We start from the raw sequence: 23215 nt of genomic DNA on the forward strand, positions 1-23215 counted from the left end.
TGCTGCCGCCGGTCTGGTGCGGCGTGCCTGACCGGCTCGGCGGCCGATCCGCCGTGACGTGCGCCGTGTGGTCGCCTCGTGGTGTGGCCCGGGCGCCTCGGTGTGGTCGGGTCCCGGACGGATCGGCTCGAGCCGCGGCCCGCGTCGCTTCTGCCTGCTGCCGCCGGTCTGGTGCGGCGTGCCTGACCGGCTCGGCGGCCGATCCGCCGTGACGTGCGCCGTGTGGTCGCCTCGTGGTGTGGCCCGGGCGCCTCGGTGTGGTCGGGTCCCGGACGGATCGGCCTCGCGGCAGCCTCCCGCCCCCACGGTGGTCGAGGAGGTTGGCCTGGCAACCGTCTCGAGACCCTCCGACCGCAGGGTCAGGTCGTCCCGTGGTCGGGTCAGGTCAGAGCAGCCTGACCAGCGCCGCGCACAGGGCGGCGCCGAAGACCACGACCAGGAACGGCGTGCGCGCCAGCAGCAGCACCACCGCGACCGCGAGACCCAGGGCGCGCGCGTCAAGCACCAGTCGGCCGTCGTCGGTCGCGACGACCTGCACCGCGACCAGGGCCGCCAGCAGGGCCACCGGGACCAGGTCGGCGACCCGGGCGACCAGGGGACGGTCGAGCACCCGGGCGGGGACCGACAGCCCGGCCAGCTTGAGCAGGTAGCACCCCGCACCGGCGGCGAGGATCGCGACCCAGGTCACGTCGTGGGCTCCCCGGCGCCCGCCAGCACGCCGGCCAGCAGCGCCACGCCCGCGGCGGCCAGCACCGGGACCCCGGCGGCGGTCAGCGGCACCGCGCCGAGCGCGACCCCCGCCGCCGCGACCGCGACCCACCGGTGCAGCGGACGGTCCAGGCGCGGCCACAGCAGCGCGAGGAACGCCGCGCCCACGGCGGCGTCGAGGCCGAGGGCGCGGGGGTCGCCGATGCTCCGGCCGGCGACGGCGCCCGCGAGGGTGGCGAGGTTCCAGAGCGCGAAGATCGACCCACCGGTCACGAGGAACCCGACCCGGGCCGCCGCCGTCGAGTCGCGGGTCACGGCCATCGCGGTCGACTCGTCGATGAGCAGGTGCGCGGCCGCGGCCCGCCGGCGGCCCCGCCACGCCAGCAGGGGAGCCAGGCGCAGCCCGTAGAGGGTGTTGCGGGTGCCGAGGAGCAGCGCGGTCGCAGCGCCCGCCCACGGAGTGCCGCCGGAGGCCAGGACGCCCACCAGGGCGAACTGCGAGGCGCCGGTGAACATCAGCAGGGACAGGGCGCAGGTCTGCAGCACGTCGAGACCGGAGGTCGTGCTCACCGCGCCGAAGGACAGCCCGTAGGCACCGGTCGCGACCCCGACGCCGAGGCTGTCGCGAACGATCGCGCGCCGGTCGTCGCTCACCGCGGGGCCGCGCTAGACGAGCGCGGTGTGGAGGCGCACCTGCTTGACGGTGGCGCCGCTGCCGTCGAGGTCGAGCTCGCGGTGGGCCGAGTCGGCGGCCCAGCCGGCGCCGACGAGGAACGCGCGCCGGGTGTCGTCGGTGGCGATCGCCCAGGTCACGGCGCGGGTGAACCGGTCGGCCTGCAGGGTCTCGGCCGCGGCCTGCAGCAGCCGGCTGCCGTGACCCTTGCCCTGCTCGCCGGGGGAGACGACCAGATCGGCCAGCTCGCCGTCGGCGACGGGGTCGCAGTCGGGGTCGGTGGCCGGGGTGGTGACCGCGAAGCCCACCACCCGGTTGCGCTCGAGGGCCACCAGGACCCGGTTGCGCGCGTCGTTGGAGCGGGCCAGCGAGGCCCGCCACGCCTCGGCGATCGGGGCCGGGTCGTCGGGCAGCGCACCGGCCGGCAGCACGTCGGCGTACTGCGCGCCCCAGGCCGCCACCTGGACGGCGGCGACGGCCTCGGCGTCGTCGGCCCAGGCCACGCGCACGGAGACGTCGGCGGTGGGTCCGTTGCTCATGGCCCGATCATCGCAGCCGTGGGGGCGCCGCCTATGTTGGGTGCCATGGAGTTCCGCAACCTCGGCGCAAGTGGCCTGCGCGTCTCGGCCATCTCGTACGGCAACTGGCTCACCCACGGCTCTCAGGTCGAGGAGGACGCCGCCCTCGCATGCGTGCGCCAGGCGCTGGAGGAGGGCATCACCACCTTCGACACCGCCGACGTCTACGCCAACACCGCGGCCGAGACGGTCCTCGGCACCGCCCTGAAGGGCGAGCGTCGCGCGGGCCTGGAGATCTTCACCAAGGTCTTCTGGCCGACCGGCCCCGGCGCCCACAACGACCACGGCCTGTCGCGCAAGCACATCATGGAGTCGATCGACGGCTCGCTGCAGCGGCTGCAGACCGACTACGTCGACCTCTACCAGGCCCACCGCTACGACCACGAGACCCCGCTCGAGGAGACGATGCTGGCCTTCGCCGACGTGGTGCGCGCCGGAAAGGCCCTCTACATCGGCGTCTCCGAGTGGCGTGCCGAGGAGATCCGCGCTGCTGCCGAGCTCGCGCGCGAGCTGCACGTGCCGCTGGTGTCCAACCAGCCGCAGTACAACATGTTGTGGCGCGTCATCGAGTCCGAGGTCGTCGCGACCTGCGAGGAGCTCGGCATCGGCCAGGTCGTCTGGTCGCCGATCGCGCAGGGCGTGCTCACCGGCAAGTACAAGCCGGGCGCCGAGCTGCCCGCGGGCTCGCGGGCGACCGACGAGAAGGGCGGCGCCGACATGATCTCGCGCTGGCTCAAGGACGACGTGCTCGAGCGCGTCCAGCGCCTGCAGCCGATCGCCGACGACGCCGGCCTGTCGATGGCCCAGCTCGCCGTGGCCTGGACCCTCAACAACCCCAACGTGTCCTCGGCCATCGTCGGAGCCTCGCGCCCCGAGCAGGTCACCGACAACGTCAAGGCCGCCGGCATCACGCTCGACGCCGACGTGCTCACCGCCATCGACGAGGTCGTCGGTGACGTCGTCGAGCGCGACGCGGCCAAGACGCAGTCGCCGCGGCGCTCGGAGATGTTCGGCTGAGCCGGTGCTCGACGTTGCGGGAGTCCCACCGCGTCAGCGGTGAGGCTCCCGCCGCCGCTCAGCGGTAGTGAGCGGGCAGCTCCTCGCCGATCTTGACCTTGGCCTTGGGCACCCGCATGAACTTCATCTGCATCGCCCGCGTCAGCGCGTAGTAGGTGGTGCCCTTGAGCGGCTCGTCGGGGAACCGCTCGGCCAGCTGCTTGCGCAGGCGGAACCGCAGGATCACCAGGTCGATGATGAGCACCAGGAACAGCGGGACGACCAGCGGGGAGTAGAGGATCGCCACGAACATCAGCGGGATGACGATCTCGGAGAACCCGAACCGGGCGTCGACGAAGTCGCGGATGAAGCGGCGTACGGGGCCCTTGTCGCGGGCGAGCATGTAGCGCTCGTCGCCGTCCTTCATGCCCTGCCGGATGCGCTGGCTGGACTCGCCCTTGGCCTGGCGCTGACGCGCCAGCTGCTCCTTGCGGGTGCGCGGCACCTTGGCGCGCTCGCGGGCCGCGGCCTCGGCCTCCTTGCGGGTGGGGGTCGGGCGACCCTTCCCGTCAGGCTTGGCGAGGGTGACGGGCTCGGACTCCGGGGACTTGGCACGACGCAGCTTCATGGCTCTCTCAGCCTACCCGGCGGCCGAGGCGCGAGCCCGCCGCGGCCCGTGCCGATCTTGTGATCGCGGCATAGGGTGCACCCATGAGCATGATGAAGCGGATGAGCATGATCTTCCGGGCCAAGGCCAACAAGGCGCTCGACGCCGCCGAGGACCCCCGCGAGACGCTCGACTACAGCTACCAGCGACAGCTCGAGCTGCTCTCGAAGGTCCGCCGCGGCGTCGCCGACGTGGCCACCAGCCGCAAGCGCGTCGAGCTCCAGGTCACCCAGCTCGAGCAGCAGGCCGCCAAGCTGCAGACCCAGGCCGAGAAGGCCCTGCAGATGGACCGTGAGGACCTCGCCCGCGAGGCGCTGACCCGCAAGTCGGGGCTCTCCCAGCAGATTGCCGACCTGCAGGCCCAGCACGCCCAGCTCCAGGGCGAGGAGGAGAAGCTCGTCCTGGCCCAGCAGCGGCTGCAGGCCAAGGTCGAGGCCTTCCGCACCCGCAAGGAGACGATCAAGGCGACCTACACCGCCGCCGAGGCCCAGACCCGCATCAACGAGGCCGTCTCCGGCATCGGCGAGGAGATGGGCGACGTCGGCCTGGCCATCCAGCGCGCCGAGGACAAGACCGCGACCATGCAGGCCCGCGCGGGCGCCATCGACGAGCTGATCTCGTCGGGAGCCCTCGACGACGTGACCAACCCCGGCGGCAGCGACGACATCTCGCGCGAGCTCGACTCGCTGAGCCACCAGTCCGACGTCGAGCTCGAGCTCGCCCGCCTCAAGGGCCTGTCCGCCCCCCAGGCGCCCGGCCAGCTCGGTACCGCCGACCCGCTGTCGAAGCAGGCCGAGGGAGACGCGCGATGACGCACGACGACCACACCCTGATCGTCCGCATCCTCGGCGAGGGTCAGTACGACGTCGCCGGGTCGGCGATCGACCGGCTCAACGAGCTCGACGCGGCCGTCGAGGCGGCCATCGCGGCCGACGACGAGGCGGCGTTCCGCCCCGCCCTGCACGCGCTGCTCGAGGGCGTGCGCACCATCGGCGTCCCGCACGCGATCGACGCCATCGACGAGTCCGACCTGATCCTGCCCGACGGTGACGCCACCCTCGAGGAGGTCCGCGACCTGCTCGCCGACGACGGGCTGATCCCCGGCTAGGTCCCGTGGGACAGACTCGGACCATGGCGAGGACGAGGTTCATCGGTGACGCCGGGCTGACCGCCCGGATGACCCTGGTCATGTTCCTGCTCGGCGCCCTGTTCGTCGGGCTGGTCGTGGTGCTCGCCGGCGTGATCGGCGGGACGATCGGCACCCTGGTCGGGGTCGGCGCCATCGGCTACGCCGTCTACCAGTGGTCCAGCAGCGACAAGATCGCGATGCGCGCGATGCGGGCCCGTGAGGTCACCTCGCAGGAGGCCCCCGAGCTGCACGGCATGGTCGACCGGTTGTGCGCCCTGGCCGACATGCCCAAGCCGCGCGTCGGCGTCGCCGACACCCCGGTGCCCAACGCGTTCGCGACCGGGCGCTCGCCCGACCGGGCCGTCGTGTGCGTCACCACCGGCATTCTGCAGCTGCTCAGCGCCGAGGAGCTCGAGGCCGTGCTGGCCCACGAGCTCTCCCACGTCGCCCACCGCGACGTGCTGGTGATGACGGTCGCCTCGTCGGCCGGCATCGCCGCCGGCACGCTCACCCAGGGCGCGCAGTACGGCGGCCTCGGGTTCTTCGGGGGGAGCCGTCGCGACAGCAACGGCCCGCCGACCTGGATCGTCGTGCTGGTCGTCAGCCTGGTCGTCTACGCCGTCAGCTTCGTGCTGCTGCGCCTGCTGTCGCGCTACCGCGAGCTGTCGGCCGACCGGGCCGGTGCCTACCTGACCCTCAAGCCCGCCGCGCTGGCCTCGGCCCTGCGCAAGATCGACGCCGGGGTGCAGGCCACTCCCCAGCGCGACCTGCGCCAGGTCAGCGCCGGCAGCGCCCTGTGCATCAGCCCGATCAGCCTGAAGGGCCTGTCCTCGACCCACCCGCCGCTGCAGCAGCGCCTCGAGCAGCTCGCCCGGATCCAGACCGAGCTCGACCGGCCGCGCTGATGGGCTTCCTCGACTCGATCCTCGGACGCACCAAGCCGCCGCAGGCCGACCTCGACGCGCTCTTCCAGGTGCCCTCGGCGGCGATCACCCTGCAGGCCTCGCTCGGCCTGGTCCCCACCGGCGACGGCGCGGTCTGCTACCGCGGGGCGGCCGGTCCTGCGTTCGCCGACGCCCAGCAGGGCGTCCTGGACCTGCTGGCGGCCGCCACCGACGCGGGGGTCCGGGTCACCACCGACGGCTTCGGCTTCACCTGGCTCGAGATCGACCACCCGCCGTACGACGCCGCGGGCGGCGACCTCGGCAGCCTGTGCACCGACCTGCACGCGGTCAACACCACGCTCGAGGGCGCCGGCTTCGGCCCGGCGCTGCTGTGCTCGCTGGTCCCGTTCGTCGATTCCAGCGGCCGCCGGGTCGGGTTGGTCTACCTCTACAAGCAGGGCACCTTCTACCCGTTCGCGCCCCTGCCCGGAGGCGAGCAGCGGCGCGACGACCTCCTCGAGATCGAGGTCCGCGACGCCCTCGGCGCCGAGCTGCCGGTCGAGCACGACCCCGCCCGGTGGCTGGCGATCTGGGGCGCACCCGGCCTCGGCTGAGACGGGTTCGCGTCCGCGGGCAACCTCGAGCACCCCCGACGACGTGTCATCTCCATGAGACCCGACCAGACCGCGGACTTCGAGGAGTTCGTGGCCGCCTCGGCCCGCAGCCTGCGACGCACGGCCTTCCTGCTGTGCGGCGACTGGCAGCGCGCCGAGGACGCCACCCAGGACGCCCTCGTCAAGCTCTACGTCGCCTGGCCCCGCATCCGTCGCCGCGGCGCGGCCACCGCCTACGCCCACCGGGCGGTGACGACCGCCGTCGTCGACCAGGCCCGGCGGCCCTGGCGCCGCGAGGTCTCGACACTGACCCTCCCCGAGGGCCGGCGCGAGCGCTCGGTCGACCCGGTGGCGTCCACCGAGCGACGCCTGGCCGTGCTGGCCGCCCTCGAGGAGCTGCCCGACCGTCGCCGCGCCTGCGTGGTGCTGCGCTACTTCGCCGACCTCTCGGTCGCCGACACCGCCGTGGCCCTCGGCATCGACGGCGGGACCGTCAAGAGCCAGACCGCCCGGGCCCTCGACCAGCTGCGGGTGTCGCTGGCCGGCACCGGGCTCGACCTCGCGATGGAGGACCTGTGACCAACGACCGGATCACCGACCTGCTCGACGAGCTCGGCGACGACACGGGTCGCCCGCTCGGCTTCACCGCCACCGACATCACCGCCCGCGGCCGCGCCGTACGCCGCCGCCGACGTACGGCGGCCGGTGCGGTCGCCGCGGCCCTGGCCACCGCTGCGGCGGTCGCGCTGCTGGTGGTCACGCCCGGCGGATCCTACGACGACGTCGCCCCCGCCGGGCGCGACCCGCTGGTCACCGACCCGGTCACCCCTGACCCCCCGTCCCCGACCTACGTCCCCCCCACGCCGGGCGTCGGCTGGACGGGGGACAACACGCCGATGACCGCCCAGGACGCTGCGATCACCTCGCTGTGCCAGGGCGTCGAGCCGGCGCTCCAGGGGTGGCGCTTCGACGCCCAGCTCACCGACGACCGGGGGACGACCGCGACCTTCGTGTCCGACGACCACACGCAGTGGCGCACGTGCACCCTGGGCGCGCCGGTCAACGAGGTGAGCGACGCCCGGCCGCTCGACACCAGCCCGCCCCCCGACCCGTGGGAGACCCCCGACCCCGGCATCGGGTTCGCGTCGCTGTGCCCCAAGGACGTCGCACCCGCGTGCGACCGCCGACTCTACGCCGCGACCTTCCCGCTGCGCTCCGGCGTCGCCGACGTCTCGGTCCGGACGCCGCGAGGCGCGCAGGCCGCGGTCGCCGTGGGCGTCGCGACGTACGTCGTCCGCTTCGTCGAGGCCGGGGTCGCGAGCGCGACGCCACCCGTGGTGGCGACCCTGCGCGACGCCTCCGGGTCCGTGGTGCTGACCTACGACTACAACGAGCTGTTGCGATAGGGCTCCTGAGCCCGCGGCAGTCGGTATTGTCGGGTGTGATGAGCACCTCGGAGGACCGCCGCCGGGTCCGCAGCATCGAGCACTACGACGTGCTGCCGCACCCGCCGCGAGCCGATCTCCAGGCGATCGTCGAGCTCGCGGCCAAGGTCTGCGGCACCCCCATGGCGACCATCAACCTGATCACCGACACCGAGCAGCACCAGGTCGCGGCCTACGGCTTCGACGCCGCGATCTGCAGCCGCGAGGACTCCATGTGCGCGGCCGTGCTCGACGAGGACACGCCGATCGTCGTGGCCGACGCCCGCCTCGACCCCCGCTTCCAGGACAACCCGTTCGTCACCGGCGTGATCGGCAACGTCCGCTTCTACGCCTCCCACAAGCTGACCGCGCTCGACGGGGTCGTCATCGGGACGCTCTGCGTCTTCGACGAGCAGACCCGCGAGCTCGACGAGTCGCAGGTCGACGCCCTGCGCACCCTGGCCGAGCGCGTCGTCGACGTGCTCGAGCTGTCCCTGCGCAGCCGCGAGCTGGCGGCGTCCAACGAGCGGCTGGCCGGCTTCGCCCGACGCGTCAGCCACGACCTCAAGACCCCGCTCTCGGGCGTCACGATGTCGCTGGAGCTGCTGCGCGACGAGCTCGTGGGCTTCTCGCAGGACGCCGACTGGCTGCTCGACCGGGCGATGAGCAGCTCGGAGCGGATGGCGGCGTTGATCGACGAGGTGCTGTCCTACGCCCGCGTCGGGGGGGTCATGGGCGACTCACCGGTCGCGCTCGACACCGTGCTGGCCGAGGTCCTCGACGACCTCACGCAGCCCCTGGAGGGCGTCGAGGTGGTGGCGGGGCCGCTCCCGGTGGTGCGTGGTGACGCCGTCCAGCTGCGGTCGGTGCTGCAGAACCTCCTCGACAACGCCGCCAAGTACCGCCACCCCGACCGCCCGCTCACCATCGCTGTCAGCGCCGCGGAGCACGACGGGGGCAGCAGGATCTCGATCGCCGACAACGGGATCGGCATCCCCGAGGACGACCACGACCGCGTCTTCACGCCCCGGGTGCGCCTGGTCGACGACGACCGCGGCTCCGGCATCGGTCTCGACACGGTGCGTCGCGTGGTCCAGGCCCACGGCGGGAACGTCGGCATCACCGACACCCCGGGGGGCGGCACCACCGTCTGGCTCGAGCTGCCGACCTGACGAGGCGGTCGCCGTCCGGCTCAGTCCAGGCAGAACTCGTTGCCCTCGGGGTCGGCCATCACGATGAAGCCGTGGCTGAGCGGCGGCTCGGGCTCGTGGCGCTGCAGCCGCGTGCCGCCCCGTGCGACCAACCGCTCGCACTCCTGCTCGAGCGCCGTCATCCGCGCGTCGCCCTCGAGGCCGGGCGCGGCCCTCACATCGAGGTGCAGGCGGTTCTTGGCGCTCTTGCCCTCCGGCACCTGCTGGAAGAACAGTCGCGGCCCCCGGCGGTCCGGGTCGTGGCAAGCCGAGCGGGTGTTGCGCGCCTCGGGCGGCACGCCGAACGCGTCGAGCGCCGCGTCCCAGGTGTCGTAGCCCGGCGGCGGCGGGTCGGCCTGGTAGCCGAGCACGTCGCACCAGAACCCCATCAGGGCGGCCGGGTCGGCGCAGTCGACGGTCACCTGGATCTCGCGGGTCATCCTCGGGTCCTTCCGGTCGTGGGCTGGTGGGCGTGGAGGTCGCGCAGCAGGCACACCTCGGCGAGGTGGTGGACGACCTCGCGGTTGACGTGCAGGACCAGCGTGGCGTACGACCGGTCCGACCACGGACCCTCTGCCGCGCCGACGGGGCGCTCGAGGCCCTCCTCGCCGAGCGCCGTGACGCCGACCGTCCAGGCGGCGTACTCGCGGTCGAGCTGGTCGAGCGCACCGGCGGCGGTCGTGGCGTAGGGGAACGTCCGGTAGTCGGCGGGCGCACCGCCGAAGTGCGAGGCGTTGCGCGCCGCCAGCACCCCCACGACCACGTGCGCCAGTCGCCAGGCGATGGTGGTGACCGGGGGCGGGTCCGGCTGGGGATCGACGAAGTCGATGGTCGTCGGGTGGTCCGGGTCGGTGCCGGGCCGCAGGTTCCAGGCGCCGGGGACCGGCTCCCAGAGGTACTCCGCGTCGGTGAGCCCGTCGAGGCGGGGGCGTACCTGGTGGTCCCAGTGGAAGGTCAGCTGCTCGCGCAGCAGGTCGTTGACGGTCATGCTCCGACCCTGCCAGCAATGGCGGACCGTTCCGGTCCGCTATCCGTGGCACCATCGTCGCCATGGCCGACGGGACCACCCAGCGCGTGCTGCGCCTGCTCTCGCTGCTGCAGCAGCGGCGGGTGTGGACCGGCCCCGAGCTGGCCGCCGAGCTCCAGGTCACCGACCGGTGCGTACGCCGCGACGTGGGCCGGTTGCGTGACCTCGGCTACCCGGTGCTCGCCAGCCAGGGCGTCGGCGGTGGCTACCAGCTGGGCGCGGGGGCGGCGCTGCCGCCGCTGCTGCTCGACGACGACGAGGCGATCGCCACCGCCGTCTCCCTCCGACTGGCCGCCGGCGGCACCGTGACCGGTGCGGGCGAGGCGGCCCTGCGCACGCTGGCCAAGCTCGACCAGGTGATGCCCCCACGGCTGCGTGCCGAGGTGCGCGCGCTGCACGAGGCCACCGACACCCTCGCCGGCGGCGCGACCACGGTCGAGGGGGAGGTGCTGATGGTCCTGGCCCGGGCGTGCCGCGACACGGTCCGGGTGCGCTTCGCCTACGCCGACCGCGCCGACGTGCGCAGCGAGCGGCAGGCCGAGCCGGTGCGCCTGGTCGCCACCGGGCGCCGCTGGTACCTGCTGGCCCACGACCTCGACCGCGACGACTGGCGCACCTACCGCCTCGACCGGATGCACGACGTGCGCCCGACGACCTGGCGGTTCCGGCCGCGCGAGGCACCCGACGCGGCGGCCTACGTCCAGCGGTCGGTGACCGCCTCGCCCTACCGCCACGTCGCCGTGGCCCGGGTGCACGACACGGTCGCGGTGGTCCGGGAGAAGGTGCCGCCCGGTGTCGGCGTCGTCGACGAGGACCCGGGCGGTGATCCCGGCTGGTGCCTGCTCACGGTGGGCGGCGACGACCTCGGCTGGCTGGTGCTGCACCTCGCCGTGCTCGGCCCCGACATCGAGGTGCTCGAGCCGGACGTGCTGCGTGACGCCGCGGCGGCGATGGCGCACCGGTTGGCGGCGATGGCGGCCGAGCCGATGCAACGGTGAGCTACCTGCCCGGGGCCCGGCGCGCACCGCTGGCGCGCCGCCCCCGAGGGAGGGTTCAGTCCTTGTGCGACGTGCCGGGCAGGTCGAGCATCCGCTGCAGGGCGACCAGCGCGTCGCGCTCGGTGTCGGGGTCGACCTCGATCCGGTTGACCACCACGCCGTCGACGAGCGACTCGAGGGCCCACACGAAGTGGGGCAGGTCGATCCGGTTCATCGTCGAGCAGTAGCAGACGTCCTTGTCGAGGAAGACGATCTGCTTGTCGGGGTGGGCGCGCGCCAGGCGCTGCACGAGGTTGAGCTCGGTGCCGATGGCCCAGACCGAGCCGGCCGGCGCCGCCTCGATGGTCTTGATGATGAACTCCGTGGACCCGACGAGGTCGGCGCTGAGCACGACGTCGTGGGGGCACTCGGGGTGCACGAGGATCTGCACGTCGGGCATCGTCGCCCGCAGCTCGTCGACGACCTTGGTGGAGAAGCGCCCGTGCACGGAGCAGTGGCCCTTCCAGAGGATCATCCTGGCCCCGCGCAGCTGGTCGGCGGTGAGGCCGCCCCCGGGCAGGTGGGGGTTCCAGACGACGCAGTCGTCGAGCGAGAGGCCCATCTTGAGCACGGCGGTGTTGCGGCCGAGGTGCTGGTCGGGGAAGAACATCACCTTGGTGTCCTCCCCGTGCTGGGCGAAGGCCCAGTCGAGGGCCGTCTCGGCGTTGGAGGAGGTGCAGACGACGCCGCCGTTGCGACCGCAGAAGGCCTTGATGTCGGCGCTGGAGTTCATGTAGGTGACCGGGACGACGCGGTCCTGGACGCCGGCGTCGGCCAGGGCCCGCCAGGCCGCCTCGACCTGGGGCAGCCGCGCCATGTCGGCCATCGAGCACCCCGCCGCGAGGTCGGGCAGGATCACCTGCTGCTCGGGTCCGGTGAGGATGTCGGCCGACTCGGCCATGAAGTGCACGCCGCAGAAGACGATGAACTCGGCGTCAGGCCGCGCGGCCGCGTCCCGGGCGAGCTTGAAGGAGTCGCCGGTGACGTCGGCGAACTGGATCACCTCGTCGCGCTGGTAGTGGTGCCCCAGCACGAACAGCCGCTCGCCGAGGGCCTCCTTGGCCGCGAGGGCCCGTGCCACCAAGGCGGGGTCGGAGGCCGCGGGCAGGTCGCCCGGACACTCCACCCCACGCTCGGAGGCGCGGTCGGTGCCACGGCCGAGGGGCAGGAGCGGAAGGTCGACGGTCGTCATGGCTCGATCCTAGGCCGGGGTGCGAGGCCTCAGAGCAGCGCGCCGTTGTGCAGGTACGTCGTCGGCGGGCGCATGCCGCGCAGCGCGAGGTAGCCCGAGGTGTGCAGGTCGAGCCGGGCCGCGGTGCCGACGTCGACCGCCCAGTCGTTGGCCGCGGTCACGTGGCCGACCGTCTGCTCGGCGGGCCCGTCGGCGATCGCGGTCCACAACAGCTGCTGCGCGGTACGCCGGTGGGAGGCGGCGAGCAGCACCACCGACCCGGCGCGGCTGAGGTAGGCGTAGCCCGAGCCGGCAGCGGTGTCGCTGACCAGGCAGCGGAACAGCCGCTGCATCAGCGGGTGGTCGGGCCCGTGCGCGGCGCCGCGTGCCCGCCGGTCCAGGGAGTCCATGAGCTCGGTGTCGGCGGCGGAGCCCTCCCGGACGCGCGTGCCCGTGCCGGCGGGGATGGCGGTCCGGTCGACGGAGCCGGTGAGGTACATCTGCGGGTGCATGGTGAAGCCCGCGACCAGGTAGCGGCGCACGGCCTTGGGGTCGTCGGAGGCCGACAGCATGCCGCGCAGGCAGCCCCGGCTGTGGGTGAGCGCGAGGTCGAGGACCTGCTTGCCGATCCCGCGGCCCTGCTGGCCGGGGCGCACGGCGTACGTCGCCAGGATCCAGGTGCCCTCACGGCGGATGCTCGTGGCGAAGCCCACCATCGTGCCGTCGGGGTCGGTGGCGACCCAGCAGCCGGCCGCGTCGGTGTCGAGGAAGTGGCGGGTGCGCTCGACCCAGCCGGCCCGGTGGTCGTCGGTGCGCGGCTGCGGGTCGGGCTGGTCGCGGCGGAAGACCCGGCGGTCGAGGTCGAGGAAGGCCTCGTCGGACAGCCGCTCGGCCACCGGCACGTCCTCGGGTCGCATCGGTCGGAACAGCACCTCGCCCATCCTCCCAACCTAGGCGCCCACGGCACCGTCGGCGGCGCGGGGCAGGATGCTCGTCATGCGGATCCTCGTGGCGCCCGACAAGTTCGCCGGCACCCTCACCGCCGTCGAGGCGGCCGAGGCGATCGCGGCGGGCTGGCGCCGCCGGGCGCCCGACGACGAGCTCGACCTGGCGCCGATGGCCGACGGCGGACCCGGGTTCGTCGACGTCCTCCACGCCGCCCTGGGGGGCGAGCTCCACGTGGTGACCGTCGAGGCCGTCCACGGCGAGGAGGTCCCCGCGACCGTGCTGCGCGTGGGCGACACCGCCTACGTCGAGAGCGCGCAGTCGTGCGGCCTGCACCTGATGACCGACGGTCACGCCGAGTTCGCGACCACCAGCGGCGTCGGCGAGCTCGTGCTCGCTGCGGTCGATGGGGGCGCCACCCGCGTCGTCGTCGGGCTGGGCGGCTCCGGCACCAACGACGGCGGGGCCGGCTTCCTGGCCGCGCTCGGGGCGACCTCCGACGGCATCCTCGACTGCGGGCCCGTCTGCTTCGACCGGCTCTCGACCGTCGACCTCGGTCCGGCGCGCGAGCGGCTCGCCGGCGTCGAGCTCGTGATGGCCTCCGACGTCGACATCCCGCTGACCGGGCTGTTCGGCGCGACCAAGACCTTCGGCCCGCAGAAGGGCATCACCGAGGACCGCATCGCCGAGGTCGACGGATGGCTCGAGCAGCTGGCCCGGGCCACCGACTGGCGCACCGCGCTCGAGAAGGGCGCCGGGGCCGCGGGCGGCCTCGGCTACGCGCTGCTGTGCCTCGGGGCGCGCCGCGAGCCCGGCATCGAGCTCGTGGCGGGGGCCGTCCGTCTCGCCGAGCGCGCCCGCACCGCCGACCTGGTGGTGACGGGGGAGGGGGCCTTCGACTTCTCCAGCCGCTCGGGCAAGGTCCCCTACGGCGTGGCGGCGATCGCCGCCGAGGCGCTGCGTCCCTGCATCGCGCTGGCCGGGCAGGTGCTGGTCGGCTCGCGGGAGATGCGGGCCCTGGGCGTCGAGTCGGCCTACTCCCTGGTCGACCTCGTGGGCGAGGAGCGGGCGTTCGCCGATCCGTCCGGCAGCCTGTCCGACCTCGCCGCACGCGTCGCGCGCACCTGGTCGGGCTGACGGCGCCGCCCGACGGAATAACCCCGGGTGTGCGACCATTGAGCCGAGGACAGACCCCTACGTCTCGCAACGGGAGCACACACATGACCGAGCAGCTCGAGACCACCGAGCGTCGTACCGACCAGATCAACCTGAGCTCGGTGGCCGCCGCCAAGGTGCAGAGCCTCCTCGAGCAGGAGGGCCGCGACGACCTCCAGCTGCGCATCTCCGTGCAGCCGGGCGGCTGCAGCGGACTGCGCTACCAGCTCTTCTTCGACGAGCGCACCCTCGACGGTGACGTCGTCACCGACTTCGACGGCGTGTCCGTCGTGGTCGACCGGATGAGCGTCCCCTACCTCAACGGTGCCGAGATCGACTTCGTCGACACCATCGAGAAGCAGGGCTTCACCATCGACAACCCCAACGCCACGGGTTCGTGCGCCTGCGGGGACTCGTTCCACTGAGCTGACACGCCGCAACGACGCAGCGACGCGACGACCCCGCCGGTTCTCCGGCGGGGTCGTCGCATCGAAGCCTGTTGCTCACTCCAGGTAGAAGTGCAGCGCACCGGCGATCCGCGCGGCCGCCTCGGAGTAGTCGACCTGCGCCTTGGCCCGCTCGGCGGGCTGCTCGTCGAAGTGGATGCTCGGCGCCGGCCGGGTCGCCCGGCGGGCCGCCCAGGCCAGCCGGGCACTCGTCGCGCGACAGTCGTCGTGCATCTCGGTGGCGGCGGCCAGGTCGTCGTACGAGGAGGTCATGGACCGACGCTAGGGGGTACTGATGGGTAGTCCCAGCGGTACCGATCGGTAGTGTTCGGCGACGTGCCTCTTCTGATCGCCGGGTCCATCGCCACCGACCACCTGATGGGCTTCGGTGGCAAGTTCTCCGACTCGCTCGTCGTCGAGCAGCTCGACAAGATCTCCTTGTCGTTCCTGGTCGACGACCTCGAGATCCGGCGCGGCGGCGTGGCCGCCAACATCGTCTTCGGCCTGGGGTGCCTCGGGCTCGACCCCGTGCTGGTCGGAGCGGCCGGCGAGGACTTCGCCGACTACCGGTCCTGGCTGGAGCGCCACGGCGTCGACTGCGCCAGCGTCCACATCTCCGAGAGCAAGCACACCGCGCGGTTCGTGTGCACCACCGACCCGACCGGCGCGCAGATCGCGTCGTTCTACCCCGGCGCGATGAGCGAGGCCCGGATGATCGAGCTCGCCCCGATCGTGGCCCGCGTCGGTGCGCCCGACTACGTGCTCATCGGTGCCGACGACCCCGACGGGATGCTGCGCCACACCGAGGAGTGCCGCCAGCGCGGCTACCGGTTCATCGCCGACCCGAGCCAGCAGCTCGCGTTCAGCGACGGCGACATGATCCGCCGGCTGATCGACGGCGCCACGATCCTGTTCTCCAACGAGTACGAGTCGCACATGATCGGCCAGAAGACCGGCTGGTCGCCCGAGGAGGTCCTGTCCCGGGTCGGCACCCACGTCACCACCCTGGGCAAGGACGGGTCCCGCGTCCTGCGCGAGGGCGAGGAGCCGATCGTGGTGCCGGCCGCGGCCGGCGTCACGGCCGTCGAGCCCACCGGTGTCGGTGACGCCTTCCGCTCGGGCTTCCTGGCCGCGCTGACCTGGGGCCTCGGGCTCGAGCGGGCCGCGCAGGTCGGCTCGGTGCTCGCGGCGTACGTCGTCGAGACGGTCGGCACCCAGGAGTACTCCTTCACCCCCGGCCAGTTCGTGGCCCGCGTCGAGGAGTCCTACGGCGTCGACGCCGCCGTCGAGGTCGCCCAGCACCTGCAGTGACACGAGCGGTTCCGGCTCAGACCCTTCCGGCTCAGACCAGCCGTCGGACGACGTAGCGCGGCACACCGTCGGGGGCGGCGCCCTCGCCGACGTACTCGTGCTCCTTCATCCGGCACCACGCCGGCACGTCGTAGCGGGCGGCCACGTCGTCGGCGACCACGGCCACCAGGCCGCCGACCTCGACCTCGCCGATGCGGCGCGCCAGCTCGATGACCGGGGCCGGGCACAGCAGCCCGCGGCAGTCGAGCTCGATCACGACCGGAGCCCCGCGACGACCTCGGGCAGCGCCCGGCAGAACCGCTCGACGTCGTCGGCCGTCGTGTCGCGGGTCAGCGAGACCCGCACGTTGCCGTGGGTGAGCGCCCCCATGGCGGCCAGCACCCGCGACGGCTCGAGCGTCGAGGCGGTGCAGGCCGAGCCGCTGGCGACGCCGAACCCGCGGCGGTCCAGCTCGGCGACCAGTCGTTCGCCGTTGACGTAGAGCACCGAGAAGGTCACCAGGTGGGGGAGGCGGTCGACGGGGTCGCCGAGCACGTCGACGTCGTCGATCGCGGCGGCAGCGGCCCGGACCCGGTCGACCAGTGCGTGCTGGCGGGCGGTGGCCTCGTCGCGCTCGGCCACGACCGCCTGCAGTGCCGCGGCGGCGGCCAGCGCGGCGGGGACGTTCTCGAACCCGGTCGCCCGGTGGTCGACGCGGTCGTCGGCGGGGAACGGGCTGACCCACGGCGCGCGGTGGCGCACGAGCAGCACGCCGACCCCGGCCGGTCCACCCCACTTGTGTGCCGACCCGGCCGCCGCCGACCAGGTCCGGGGGAGCGGCAGCCGGCCCATCGAGGCGCAGGCGTCGACGAACACGGCCGCCTGCTGCGCCGCGCCGGTCAGCGCGGGCAGGTGCTGGACGGTGCCGACCTCGTGGTTGGCGGCCTGCAGCGCCACCACCGTCGTCTCGTCGCACGCCTCGTGCAGGGCCTCGGGATCGACCCGACCGAACCGGTCGACCGGGACCACCCGCGTCGCGACGCCGGACCAGGCCGCCGCGTGCAGCACGGCGGAGTGCTCGACGTCGCTGTGCGCGATCGACGCGGTGCCCCCCGGCCGGCCCCGGACGAGCCCGAGCAGGCCCCGGTGCACCGCCTCGGTGCCCGAGCCGGTGAAGGTCACCTCGTCGGGTCGTACGCCGAGCGACTCGGCCACCACGGCCCGGGCGTTGTCGAGCAGCAGGCGGGCGTTGCGGGCGTCGTGGTGCAGCCTGCGCGGGTCGGCGTACCCGACGTCGAGGGCCGCGAGGAGGCTCGCGCGGGCCGCCGGGTGCAGTGGCTCCGAGGACGCCGCGTCGAGGTAGCGCGTCGGTTCGGAGGAGGTCTCGGACACATCGCCGATCCAACCACCCACCCGGGGGGGCCCGGGCCACCTGATCGCGGTAGTCTTCAGTCGTTCGTGACCGCCTGAGAGGAAGTCTCATTCGTGGGTCTGCAGCTCCCCAAGCGTTCGGCAGTGACGCGGCGTAGCCGTGTCGGTCTGGCCGGCCTGCTTGGTCTCACCTTTGTCCTTGTTGCCGGTTGCGGCTCCGACTCCCAAGGCGAACGGCTCGGCATGCCGAAGCCCGTCACCGTCGAGGGCGAGCACACCCTCGACCTCTGGCAGGGCGCGTGGATCGCCGCCCTGGCCACCGGCGTGTTCGTGTGGGGCCTCATCTTCTACGCCGTGGTCAAGTACCGCCGTCGTCACGACGACGAGGTGCCGATCCAGACGCGCTACAACCTCCCGCTCGAGATCTTCTACACGATCTTCCCGATCATCATGGTGATCGTGTTCTTCGACCACACGATCTCGACCCAGAACGCCGTGCTCAACAACCCCGACGACAAGGTCGACAACACGATCTACGTCGTGGGTCAGCAGTGGCAGTGGTCGTTCAACTACCCCGACGAGGTCGAGGACGACGCCGGCAAGCCCGTCAACGTCTACAAGGTGGGCACCGGTTCGGACATCCCCACGATCCACCTGCCGGTCAACGAGACCACCCGCTTCGAGCTGCGCAGCCCCGACGTCATCCACGACTTCGGCGTGCCCGGCTTCCTGATCAAGATGGACGTCATTCCCGGTCAGAAGAACCACTACCAGGTGACGCCCAAGACCGTGGGCACCTACAAGGGCAAGTGCTACGAGCTCTGCGGTGTCTACCACTCGCGCATGATCTTCGAGGTCAAGGTGGAGACCCGCGAGGAGTACGACGCCTACCTCCAGAGCCTGTACGACGCCGGCGACTTCTCCGACAAGCCGATCTGCGGCGGCAAGTTCGCCGGCACCCAGGTCGGTCTCGACGAGACCCGTTCAGAAGAGGGGATCTGCTCATGACCGCCACGATCGACCCGACCCAGGTGGCGGCTGCGCCCGCGCGCAAGCCACTGGGCCAGGAGCTCGTCAAGATCCTGACCACCACCGATCACAAGCTGATCGGCAAGATGTACCTGGTCACCTCGTTCGTGTGGTTCCTGCTCGCCGGCCTGATGGCGCTGATCATCCGCTCCGAGCTGGCCTTCCCGGGCAGCCAGGTCGTCAACGAGGAGCTCTACAACCAGCTCTTCACGATGCACGGCACGATCATGCTGCTGCTGTTCGCGACCCCGCTGTTCTTCGGGTTCGCCAACGTGATCATGCCGCTGCAGATCGGCTCGCCCGACGTGGCGTTCCCCCGGCTCAACATGTTCAGCTACTGGCTGTTCCTGTTCGGCGGCCTCATCGCCGCCTCGGGCTTCCTGACCCCCGGCGGCGCCGCCGACTTCGGCTGGTTCGCCTACACGCCGCTGTCCGACGCGATCCGCTCGCCCGGCGTCGGCGGCGACCTGTGGATCATGGGCCTGTGGATGGCCGGTCTCGGCTCCATCCTCGGCGCGGTCAACTTCATCACCACGATCATCTGCATGCGCGCGCCCGGCATGACGATGTTCCGGATGCCGATGTTCGTGTGGAACACCCTGGTCACCAGCCTGCTGGTCCTGGTCGCGTTCCCGATCCTCGCCGGAGCGCTGCTCTCGCTCGAGGCCGACCGCCAGCTCGGCGCCCACGTCTTCGACACCGCCCACGGCGGCGCGATCCTGTGGCAGCACCTGTTCTGGTTCTTCGGTCACCCCGAGGTCTACATCATCGCGCTGCCGTTCTTCGGCATCGTCACCGAGATCCTGCCGGTCTTCAGCCGCAAGCCGATCTTCGGCTACGTCGGCCTGGTCGGCGCGACCCTCGGCATCGCGATCCTCTCGGTCGCGGTCTGGGCCCACCACATGTTCGTGACCGGCTCGGTCAACCTGCCGTTCTTCTCCGGCATGACGTTCCTGATCGCGGTGCCCACAGGAGTGAAGTTCTTCAACTGGATCGGCACGATGTGGGGCGGGTCGATCTCGTTCGACACCCCCATGCTCTGGTCGGTCGGGTTCCTCACGACGTTCCTGTTCGGCGGCCTGACCGGCATCATCCTGGCCAGCCCGCCCCTCGACTTCCACGTCTCCGACTCCTACTTCGTCGTCGCCCACTTCCACTACGTCGTCTTCGGCACCGTCGTGTTCGCGATGTTCGCCGGCTTCTACTACTGGTGGCCCAAGATGACGGGCCGGATGCTCGACGAGCGTCTCGGCAAGCTCCACTTCTGGCTGCTGTTCGTCGGCTTCCACACGACCTTCCTGGTGCAGCACTGGCTGGGTGTCGAGGGCATGCCGCGCCGCTACGCCGACTACAAGGCCTCCGACGGCTGGACGACGCTCAACCAGGTCTCCACCCTCGGTGCGTTCCTGCTCGGTGCCTCGACGCTGCCGTTCCTCTACAACCTCTACGTCTCGCGCAACGCACCCAAGGTCGAGGTCGACGACCCGTGGGGCTGGGGCCGCTCGCTCGAGTGGGCCACGTCCTGCCCGCCGCCGCGCCACAACTTCCACTCCATCCCGCGGATCCGCTCGGAGTCGCCGGCCTTCGACCTGCACCACCCCGAGGTCGCGGCCATCGAGCTCGACGACAACGCCGCCGCGCGTGACGGCAGGTTCGCCGACGCACCCGACATGGAGGGCCGCGACACCCTGCTCAAGGAGCGGCTCGCCAAGGACACCGACCTCGACACCGAGGGCGACGGAGGTACGACCCGATGAAGATCGAAGCCTGGATCTTCGGGATCACCACCGTGTTCCTGGTGCTGGTGTCGCCGGCCTACTGGCTGGTCACCGACAGCACCGATCGCGGCGGCGACTGGACCGGCACCTCGGCGCTGGTCATGACGGGTCTGCTGACCCTGATGGTCACCCTCTACCTCGGTTTCCACGCCAAGAAGATGGACCCGCGTCCCGAGGACCGCAAGGACGGCGAGATCGCCGACGGCGCGGGCGAGCTCGGGTTCTTCCCGCCCTACTCGTGGTGGCCGCTGTGGTGCGGCTCCACCCTCGGCGTGATGGTCTTCGGCGTGGCCGCGAGCGCGTGGTGGCTGTTCATCATCGGTGGCATCCTCGGCGCGGTGGCCCTGTCGGGCCTGGTGTTCGAGTACTACCGGGGTGAGCACGCCCACTGACCCGTACGGCCCCGTCGAATCGGTTCGCACCCCGGCGGCAGTTACGCTTGAACCTCAGCCACCTGCTCTTCGGGAGTCCCTAGATGTCCCTGCGTCACACTGCTCAGTCGAGTGCTTGCCGTGTGGCGGCGGCCGGTCTGGTCGCCGTGCTCGGCCTGTCGCTCGCCGCGTGCAACAACACTCCTGACGGTGCCCTCGAGGGCCGCCGGGGAGACGCGACGGGTGGGAGCGACGGCGGGTCCACCGCGTCCGGCGTCGCCGAGGGTGACGGCAGCGGCGAGGCGCCCGGCCCCACCATCGACGTCAACGTGCCCAAGGGTGGCACCGACGTCCCGGTGTCGACGTTGGTCCGGGTCGCCGCCGGCACCGGCGCGCTGACGTCGGTCGCCGTGAGCTCGTCTGACGGTGACCTTCCCGGCGAGATGAGCGACGACGGCACGTCGTGGACCGCCACGGAGCGGCTCGAGCCCGGCACGACCTACACGGTCAAGGCCGTCGCCGACGACGACGGCGCCACCTCGCAGGTGCGTCGCCGGTTCACCGCCCAAGACCTGACGCTCGACCAGCAGACCTATCCCTCGGTCTCGCCCCTCGCCGGCGAGACCGTCGGCGTGGGCATGCCGGTGATCGTCACGTTCGACGTGCCGGTGACCGACCGCGCCGAGTTCGAGAAGCACATGACGGTCACCGCCAAGCCCGCCCAGACCGGCTCCTGGTACTGGTTGAGCGACACCGAGGCCCACTGGCGCCCCAAGACCTACTGGCGGCCCGGATCGACTGTCGACGTCGACATCGACGTCAACGGGGTCGACGCCGGGAACGGCATCTACGGCCAGGAGGACCGCCGGCTCGACTTCGAGATCGGCAAGGCGCACATCTACCAGGTCGACGCCAAGACCCACCAGATGAAGGTCTTCGAGAACGGAAGGCTGCTCCGCACCCTGCCCATCACGACCGGCAAGCCGGGCTTCACCACCCGCTCGGGGGTCAAGGTGATCATCGAGAAGTTCGCCTCCAAGCGGATGAACTCCGAGACCGTTGGCATCCCCCAGGGCTCTTCTGAGGCCTACGACATCGACAACGTCCAGTGGGCCATGCGCGTGACCTACTCCGGTGAGTTCATCCACGCCGCCCCGTGGTCGGTGGGCTCCCAGGGCTACGCCAACGTGTCCCACGGCTGCACCGGCATGAGCACCGCCAACGCGGCCTGGCTCTACTCCATCAGCCGTCGCGGCGACGTCGTCGAATACACCGGCACCGACCGACCGATGACCTTCGACAACGGCTACGGCGACTGGAACAAGTCGTTCAAGGACTACCAGGGCGGCTCGGCGCTCTGAGTCACTGCTGGTCGGCGAACGCGATCACGCGTCCGTCGGTGACGCCGACCACGAGAGTGCCGTCGCCGGTGAGCGCCGGGTAGGAGTCGACCGTCTCCCCGGTGTCGAAGGACCACAGCGGCCTGCCGTCGCGGTCGGCGGCGTAGATGAGGCCCTGACGAGTCCCCGCGTAGACCGAGTGTGCCGCGTCGACCAGCACGGAGGTCCAGACCCCGATCGTGCGCGGCTGCCGCCGGGCGGTCGATCCCGGGAACCGGAAGACGACCTCGCCGGTGCCGGCGTCCAGGCCGGTCAGCACGTTGCCGTGGTCGCCGAAGTAGGCGACGCCGTCGCGGGTGACCCCGGGGGAGGAGTAGGTCTCGAACCCTCGGTCGTGGCGCCAGCGGACCGCCCCGTCCGCGGGGTCGAGCCCGTACTCGTAGGGGTCGTTGGAGCCGATCACGATGGTGCCGTCCGGGGCCACGGCCGGACTGACCTCGATGAGGTCGTCGGCGGGGGCCGCGCGCCATACGACCGCTCCGCCCCGGACCGCGGCGACGCCTGCGAGCGTCGACTGGTACGCCGTGCGGCCGTCGGCCGACAGCACCGGCGACCCGTAGGACGGCTCCCCGAGCTCGACCCGCCACTGCTCGTGCGGGCCGGAGCCGTCGGGTCGCAGCCCGACCAGGAGCCCCGCACTGGTGCCGACGACCACGTCGCCTGCGGGCGTGACCGCGGGGGAGGACACCAGCCCGCCGAGCGCGTAGCGCCACACGACGTGACCCGCGGCGGTGACGGCGATCAGGTTGCCTCCGGGCCCGGGCCACAGGACCAGCCCGCCGGGCAGCACCGCGGGGCTGGTGGACAGGTCGAGGCCGTAGCCGCCGTGCTCGTCGAGGACCCACCGGTCCTGCCCTGTGGCAGGGTCGAGGGCATGCAGATAGCCGGCGTTGCTGGCGGCGTAGATGGTCCCGTCGGCGGCGACCACCGGACCAGCGGTCACGTTGCCCTCGAGGGTGCGCGTCCACCGCACGCGCCCGGTCGTCGGCCCTGTGGCCGGGGCTGCGCCGGTGTGCTGGGCGTCGTGCAGCGCCTGGGGCCACGGCGTCCAGCTCGTGGTCGCCGGCGACCCGAGGTGGCCCTGCAGCGCCACGACCGAGCGCTCCGGAGCGCTCGCCGCCGGCGGGCCGTCCACCGCGGCGCACGAGACCAGCGAGGCGAGCACGACCGCCGTCGACAGGACCCGGAGACGCGACATGCTCGGAGTCTGGCCGACGCGAAGCCGGCGCGGGGGCCTGGCGCCTTACCTCGTGGTGACGTCTCTGTGCTTGCACCCGTCGGAAATGCGCCCGGCCCGCCTCCCCTGGGGGAGACGGGCCGGTCTGCGGTGCG

Annotated in this window: 28 protein-coding genes; 16 read left to right on the forward strand and 12 right to left on the reverse strand. The window is 72.3% G+C overall.

Going from position 1 to position 23215, the window contains the following annotated elements; translation table 11 throughout:
* Window positions 1–385: 385 nt before the first annotated feature.
* From FZC61_RS12795 to FZC61_RS12805, 3 genes are read right to left on the reverse strand one after another with little or no spacing between them, the layout of a single operon-like run.
* Window positions 386–688: an AzlD domain-containing protein gene (locus FZC61_RS12795; protein ID WP_148614586.1), complete on the reverse strand. Its 303-nt coding sequence runs from the start codon at window positions 686–688 to the stop codon at window positions 386–388.
* On the reverse strand, window positions 685–1362 hold the full coding sequence (locus FZC61_RS12800; RefSeq protein ID WP_148614587.1) for an AzlC family ABC transporter permease: 678 nt from the start codon (window positions 1360–1362) through the stop codon (window positions 685–687). Before FZC61_RS12800 ends, FZC61_RS12795 begins: the two co-directional genes overlap by 4 nt.
* A gap of 12 nt (window positions 1363–1374) precedes the next feature.
* Window positions 1375–1920, reverse strand: coding sequence for a GNAT family N-acetyltransferase (locus tag FZC61_RS12805; protein WP_148614588.1), 546 nt, complete (start codon window positions 1918–1920; stop codon window positions 1375–1377).
* 45 nt (window positions 1921–1965) lie between these two features.
* On the opposite strand from FZC61_RS12805, the gene FZC61_RS12810 reads away from it, so the two are divergent.
* Window positions 1966–2976 (forward strand): aldo/keto reductase family protein, encoded by a 1011-nt coding sequence (locus FZC61_RS12810; protein WP_148614589.1) that lies wholly within the window; start codon window positions 1966–1968, stop codon window positions 2974–2976.
* Between the two features lie 58 nt (window positions 2977–3034).
* Here FZC61_RS12810 and FZC61_RS12815 read toward each other — a convergent pair whose 3' ends face one another.
* Window positions 3035–3583, reverse strand: a complete 549-nt coding sequence (locus tag FZC61_RS12815) for a DUF3043 domain-containing protein (protein WP_148614590.1) — start codon at window positions 3581–3583, stop codon at window positions 3035–3037.
* Window positions 3584–3666: 83 nt separating this feature from the next.
* Between FZC61_RS12815 and FZC61_RS12820 the strand changes: the two genes are divergently transcribed.
* From FZC61_RS12820 to FZC61_RS12850, 7 genes are read left to right on the forward strand one after another with little or no spacing between them, the layout of a single operon-like run.
* Window positions 3667–4434, forward strand: a complete 768-nt coding sequence (locus FZC61_RS12820; RefSeq protein WP_148614591.1) for a PspA/IM30 family protein — start codon at window positions 3667–3669, stop codon at window positions 4432–4434.
* A gap of 17 nt (window positions 4435–4451) precedes the next feature.
* Window positions 4452–4730 (forward strand): PspA-associated protein PspAA, encoded by a 279-nt coding sequence (gene pspAA / locus FZC61_RS12825; protein ID WP_148614877.1) that lies wholly within the window; start codon window positions 4452–4454, stop codon window positions 4728–4730.
* Window positions 4731–4753: 23 nt separating this feature from the next.
* Window positions 4754–5656, forward strand: coding sequence for a zinc metalloprotease HtpX (htpX, locus tag FZC61_RS12830; protein WP_148614592.1), 903 nt, complete (start codon window positions 4754–4756; stop codon window positions 5654–5656).
* Window positions 5656–6249: a PspA-associated protein PspAB gene (pspAB, locus tag FZC61_RS12835; protein ID WP_148614593.1), complete on the forward strand. Its 594-nt coding sequence runs from the start codon at window positions 5656–5658 to the stop codon at window positions 6247–6249. Before htpX ends, pspAB begins: the two co-directional genes overlap by 1 nt.
* Before the next feature lie 54 nt (window positions 6250–6303).
* On the forward strand, window positions 6304–6828 hold the full coding sequence (locus tag FZC61_RS12840; protein ID WP_148614594.1) for a SigE family RNA polymerase sigma factor: 525 nt from the start codon (window positions 6304–6306) through the stop codon (window positions 6826–6828).
* Complete coding sequence (locus FZC61_RS12845; RefSeq protein ID WP_148614595.1) at window positions 6825–7655, forward strand: hypothetical protein; 831 nt, start codon at window positions 6825–6827, stop codon at window positions 7653–7655. Before FZC61_RS12840 ends, FZC61_RS12845 begins: the two co-directional genes overlap by 4 nt.
* Window positions 7656–7693: 38 nt before the next feature.
* Window positions 7694–8845 (forward strand): sensor histidine kinase, encoded by a 1152-nt coding sequence (locus tag FZC61_RS12850; RefSeq protein ID WP_148614596.1) that lies wholly within the window; start codon window positions 7694–7696, stop codon window positions 8843–8845.
* A 20-nt stretch (window positions 8846–8865) separates the two neighbouring features.
* Here FZC61_RS12850 and FZC61_RS12855 read toward each other — a convergent pair whose 3' ends face one another.
* Both FZC61_RS12855 and FZC61_RS12860 read right to left on the reverse strand, forming a co-directional pair.
* The gene (locus FZC61_RS12855) at window positions 8866–9303 is read right to left on the reverse strand and encodes a VOC family protein (protein WP_148614597.1); all 438 of its coding nucleotides are present in this window, start codon (window positions 9301–9303) and stop codon (window positions 8866–8868) included.
* Window positions 9300–9851 carry a DinB family protein gene (locus FZC61_RS12860; RefSeq protein ID WP_148614598.1) on the reverse strand — a complete coding sequence of 184 codons (552 nt, stop codon included), beginning with the start codon at window positions 9849–9851 and terminating at the stop codon, window positions 9300–9302. Before FZC61_RS12860 ends, FZC61_RS12855 begins: the two co-directional genes overlap by 4 nt.
* A gap of 62 nt (window positions 9852–9913) precedes the next feature.
* On the opposite strand from FZC61_RS12860, the gene FZC61_RS12865 reads away from it, so the two are divergent.
* Window positions 9914–10888 (forward strand): helix-turn-helix transcriptional regulator, encoded by a 975-nt coding sequence (locus FZC61_RS12865; RefSeq protein ID WP_148614599.1) that lies wholly within the window; start codon window positions 9914–9916, stop codon window positions 10886–10888.
* A 55-nt stretch (window positions 10889–10943) separates the two neighbouring features.
* On the opposite strand, the gene nadA is transcribed toward FZC61_RS12865, so the two are convergent.
* Together nadA and FZC61_RS12875 are read right to left on the reverse strand one after the other, a co-directional pair.
* Window positions 10944–12119 carry a quinolinate synthase NadA gene (gene nadA, locus FZC61_RS12870; RefSeq protein ID WP_148614600.1) on the reverse strand — a complete coding sequence of 392 codons (1176 nt, stop codon included), beginning with the start codon at window positions 12117–12119 and terminating at the stop codon, window positions 10944–10946.
* Window positions 12120–12148: 29 nt separating this feature from the next.
* Window positions 12149–13039, reverse strand: coding sequence for a GNAT family N-acetyltransferase (locus FZC61_RS12875; protein WP_148614601.1), 891 nt, complete (start codon window positions 13037–13039; stop codon window positions 12149–12151).
* Between the two features lie 55 nt (window positions 13040–13094).
* On the opposite strand from FZC61_RS12875, the gene FZC61_RS12880 reads away from it, so the two are divergent.
* Window positions 13095–14180, forward strand: a complete 1086-nt coding sequence (locus FZC61_RS12880) for a glycerate kinase family protein (protein ID WP_148614602.1) — start codon at window positions 13095–13097, stop codon at window positions 14178–14180.
* A gap of 83 nt (window positions 14181–14263) precedes the next feature.
* Window positions 14264–14623 (forward strand): iron-sulfur cluster insertion protein ErpA, encoded by a 360-nt coding sequence (gene erpA, locus FZC61_RS12885; protein ID WP_148614603.1) that lies wholly within the window; start codon window positions 14264–14266, stop codon window positions 14621–14623.
* A gap of 78 nt (window positions 14624–14701) precedes the next feature.
* Here erpA and FZC61_RS12890 read toward each other — a convergent pair whose 3' ends face one another.
* A complete protein-coding gene (locus FZC61_RS12890; protein WP_148614604.1) occupies window positions 14702–14917 on the reverse strand; it encodes a hypothetical protein in 216 nt (71 codons plus the stop codon).
* Between the two features lie 63 nt (window positions 14918–14980).
* Here FZC61_RS12890 and FZC61_RS12895 point away from each other — a divergent pair, with 63 nt between their 5' ends.
* Window positions 14981–15955 (forward strand): carbohydrate kinase family protein, encoded by a 975-nt coding sequence (locus FZC61_RS12895; protein WP_148614605.1) that lies wholly within the window; start codon window positions 14981–14983, stop codon window positions 15953–15955.
* Window positions 15956–15986: 31 nt separating this feature from the next.
* Here the strand turns inward: FZC61_RS12895 and FZC61_RS23690 are convergent, their stop codons facing one another.
* Window positions 15987–16211: a sulfurtransferase TusA family protein gene (locus FZC61_RS23690; protein ID WP_246142668.1), complete on the reverse strand. Its 225-nt coding sequence runs from the start codon at window positions 16209–16211 to the stop codon at window positions 15987–15989.
* On the reverse strand, window positions 16208–17326 hold the full coding sequence (locus FZC61_RS12905) for a cysteine desulfurase family protein (RefSeq protein WP_246142669.1): 1119 nt from the start codon (window positions 17324–17326) through the stop codon (window positions 16208–16210). The genes FZC61_RS23690 and FZC61_RS12905 overlap by 4 nt, the downstream gene beginning before the upstream one ends.
* Window positions 17327–17449: 123 nt before the next feature.
* Between FZC61_RS12905 and ctaC the strand changes: the two genes are divergently transcribed.
* The 4 genes from ctaC to FZC61_RS12925 all read left to right on the forward strand — a co-directional run bounded on the left by ctaC (window position 17450) and on the right by FZC61_RS12925 (window position 21844).
* Complete coding sequence (gene ctaC / locus FZC61_RS12910) at window positions 17450–18313, forward strand: aa3-type cytochrome oxidase subunit II (RefSeq protein ID WP_484214014.1); 864 nt, start codon at window positions 17450–17452, stop codon at window positions 18311–18313.
* The gene (ctaD, locus tag FZC61_RS12915) at window positions 18310–20091 is read left to right on the forward strand and encodes an aa3-type cytochrome oxidase subunit I (protein WP_148614607.1); all 1782 of its coding nucleotides are present in this window, start codon (window positions 18310–18312) and stop codon (window positions 20089–20091) included. The genes ctaC and ctaD overlap by 4 nt, the downstream gene beginning before the upstream one ends.
* Entirely contained in the window at window positions 20088–20504 is a 417-nt protein-coding gene (locus FZC61_RS12920) for a cytochrome c oxidase subunit 4 (protein ID WP_148614608.1), read from the forward strand. The genes ctaD and FZC61_RS12920 overlap by 4 nt, the downstream gene beginning before the upstream one ends.
* A gap of 83 nt (window positions 20505–20587) precedes the next feature.
* Window positions 20588–21844, forward strand: a complete 1257-nt coding sequence (locus FZC61_RS12925) for a L,D-transpeptidase (protein WP_148614609.1) — start codon at window positions 20588–20590, stop codon at window positions 21842–21844.
* Window position 21845: 1 nt separating this feature from the next.
* On the opposite strand, the gene FZC61_RS12930 is transcribed toward FZC61_RS12925, so the two are convergent.
* Entirely contained in the window at window positions 21846–23081 is a 1236-nt protein-coding gene (locus FZC61_RS12930; protein WP_148614610.1) for an outer membrane protein assembly factor BamB family protein, read from the reverse strand.
* Between the last annotated feature and the right edge of the window lie 134 nt (window positions 23082–23215).

It is taken from the genome of Nocardioides rubriscoriae (assembly GCF_008087085.1).
Classification (GTDB): domain Bacteria; phylum Actinomycetota; class Actinomycetes; order Propionibacteriales; family Nocardioidaceae; genus Nocardioides; species Nocardioides rubriscoriae.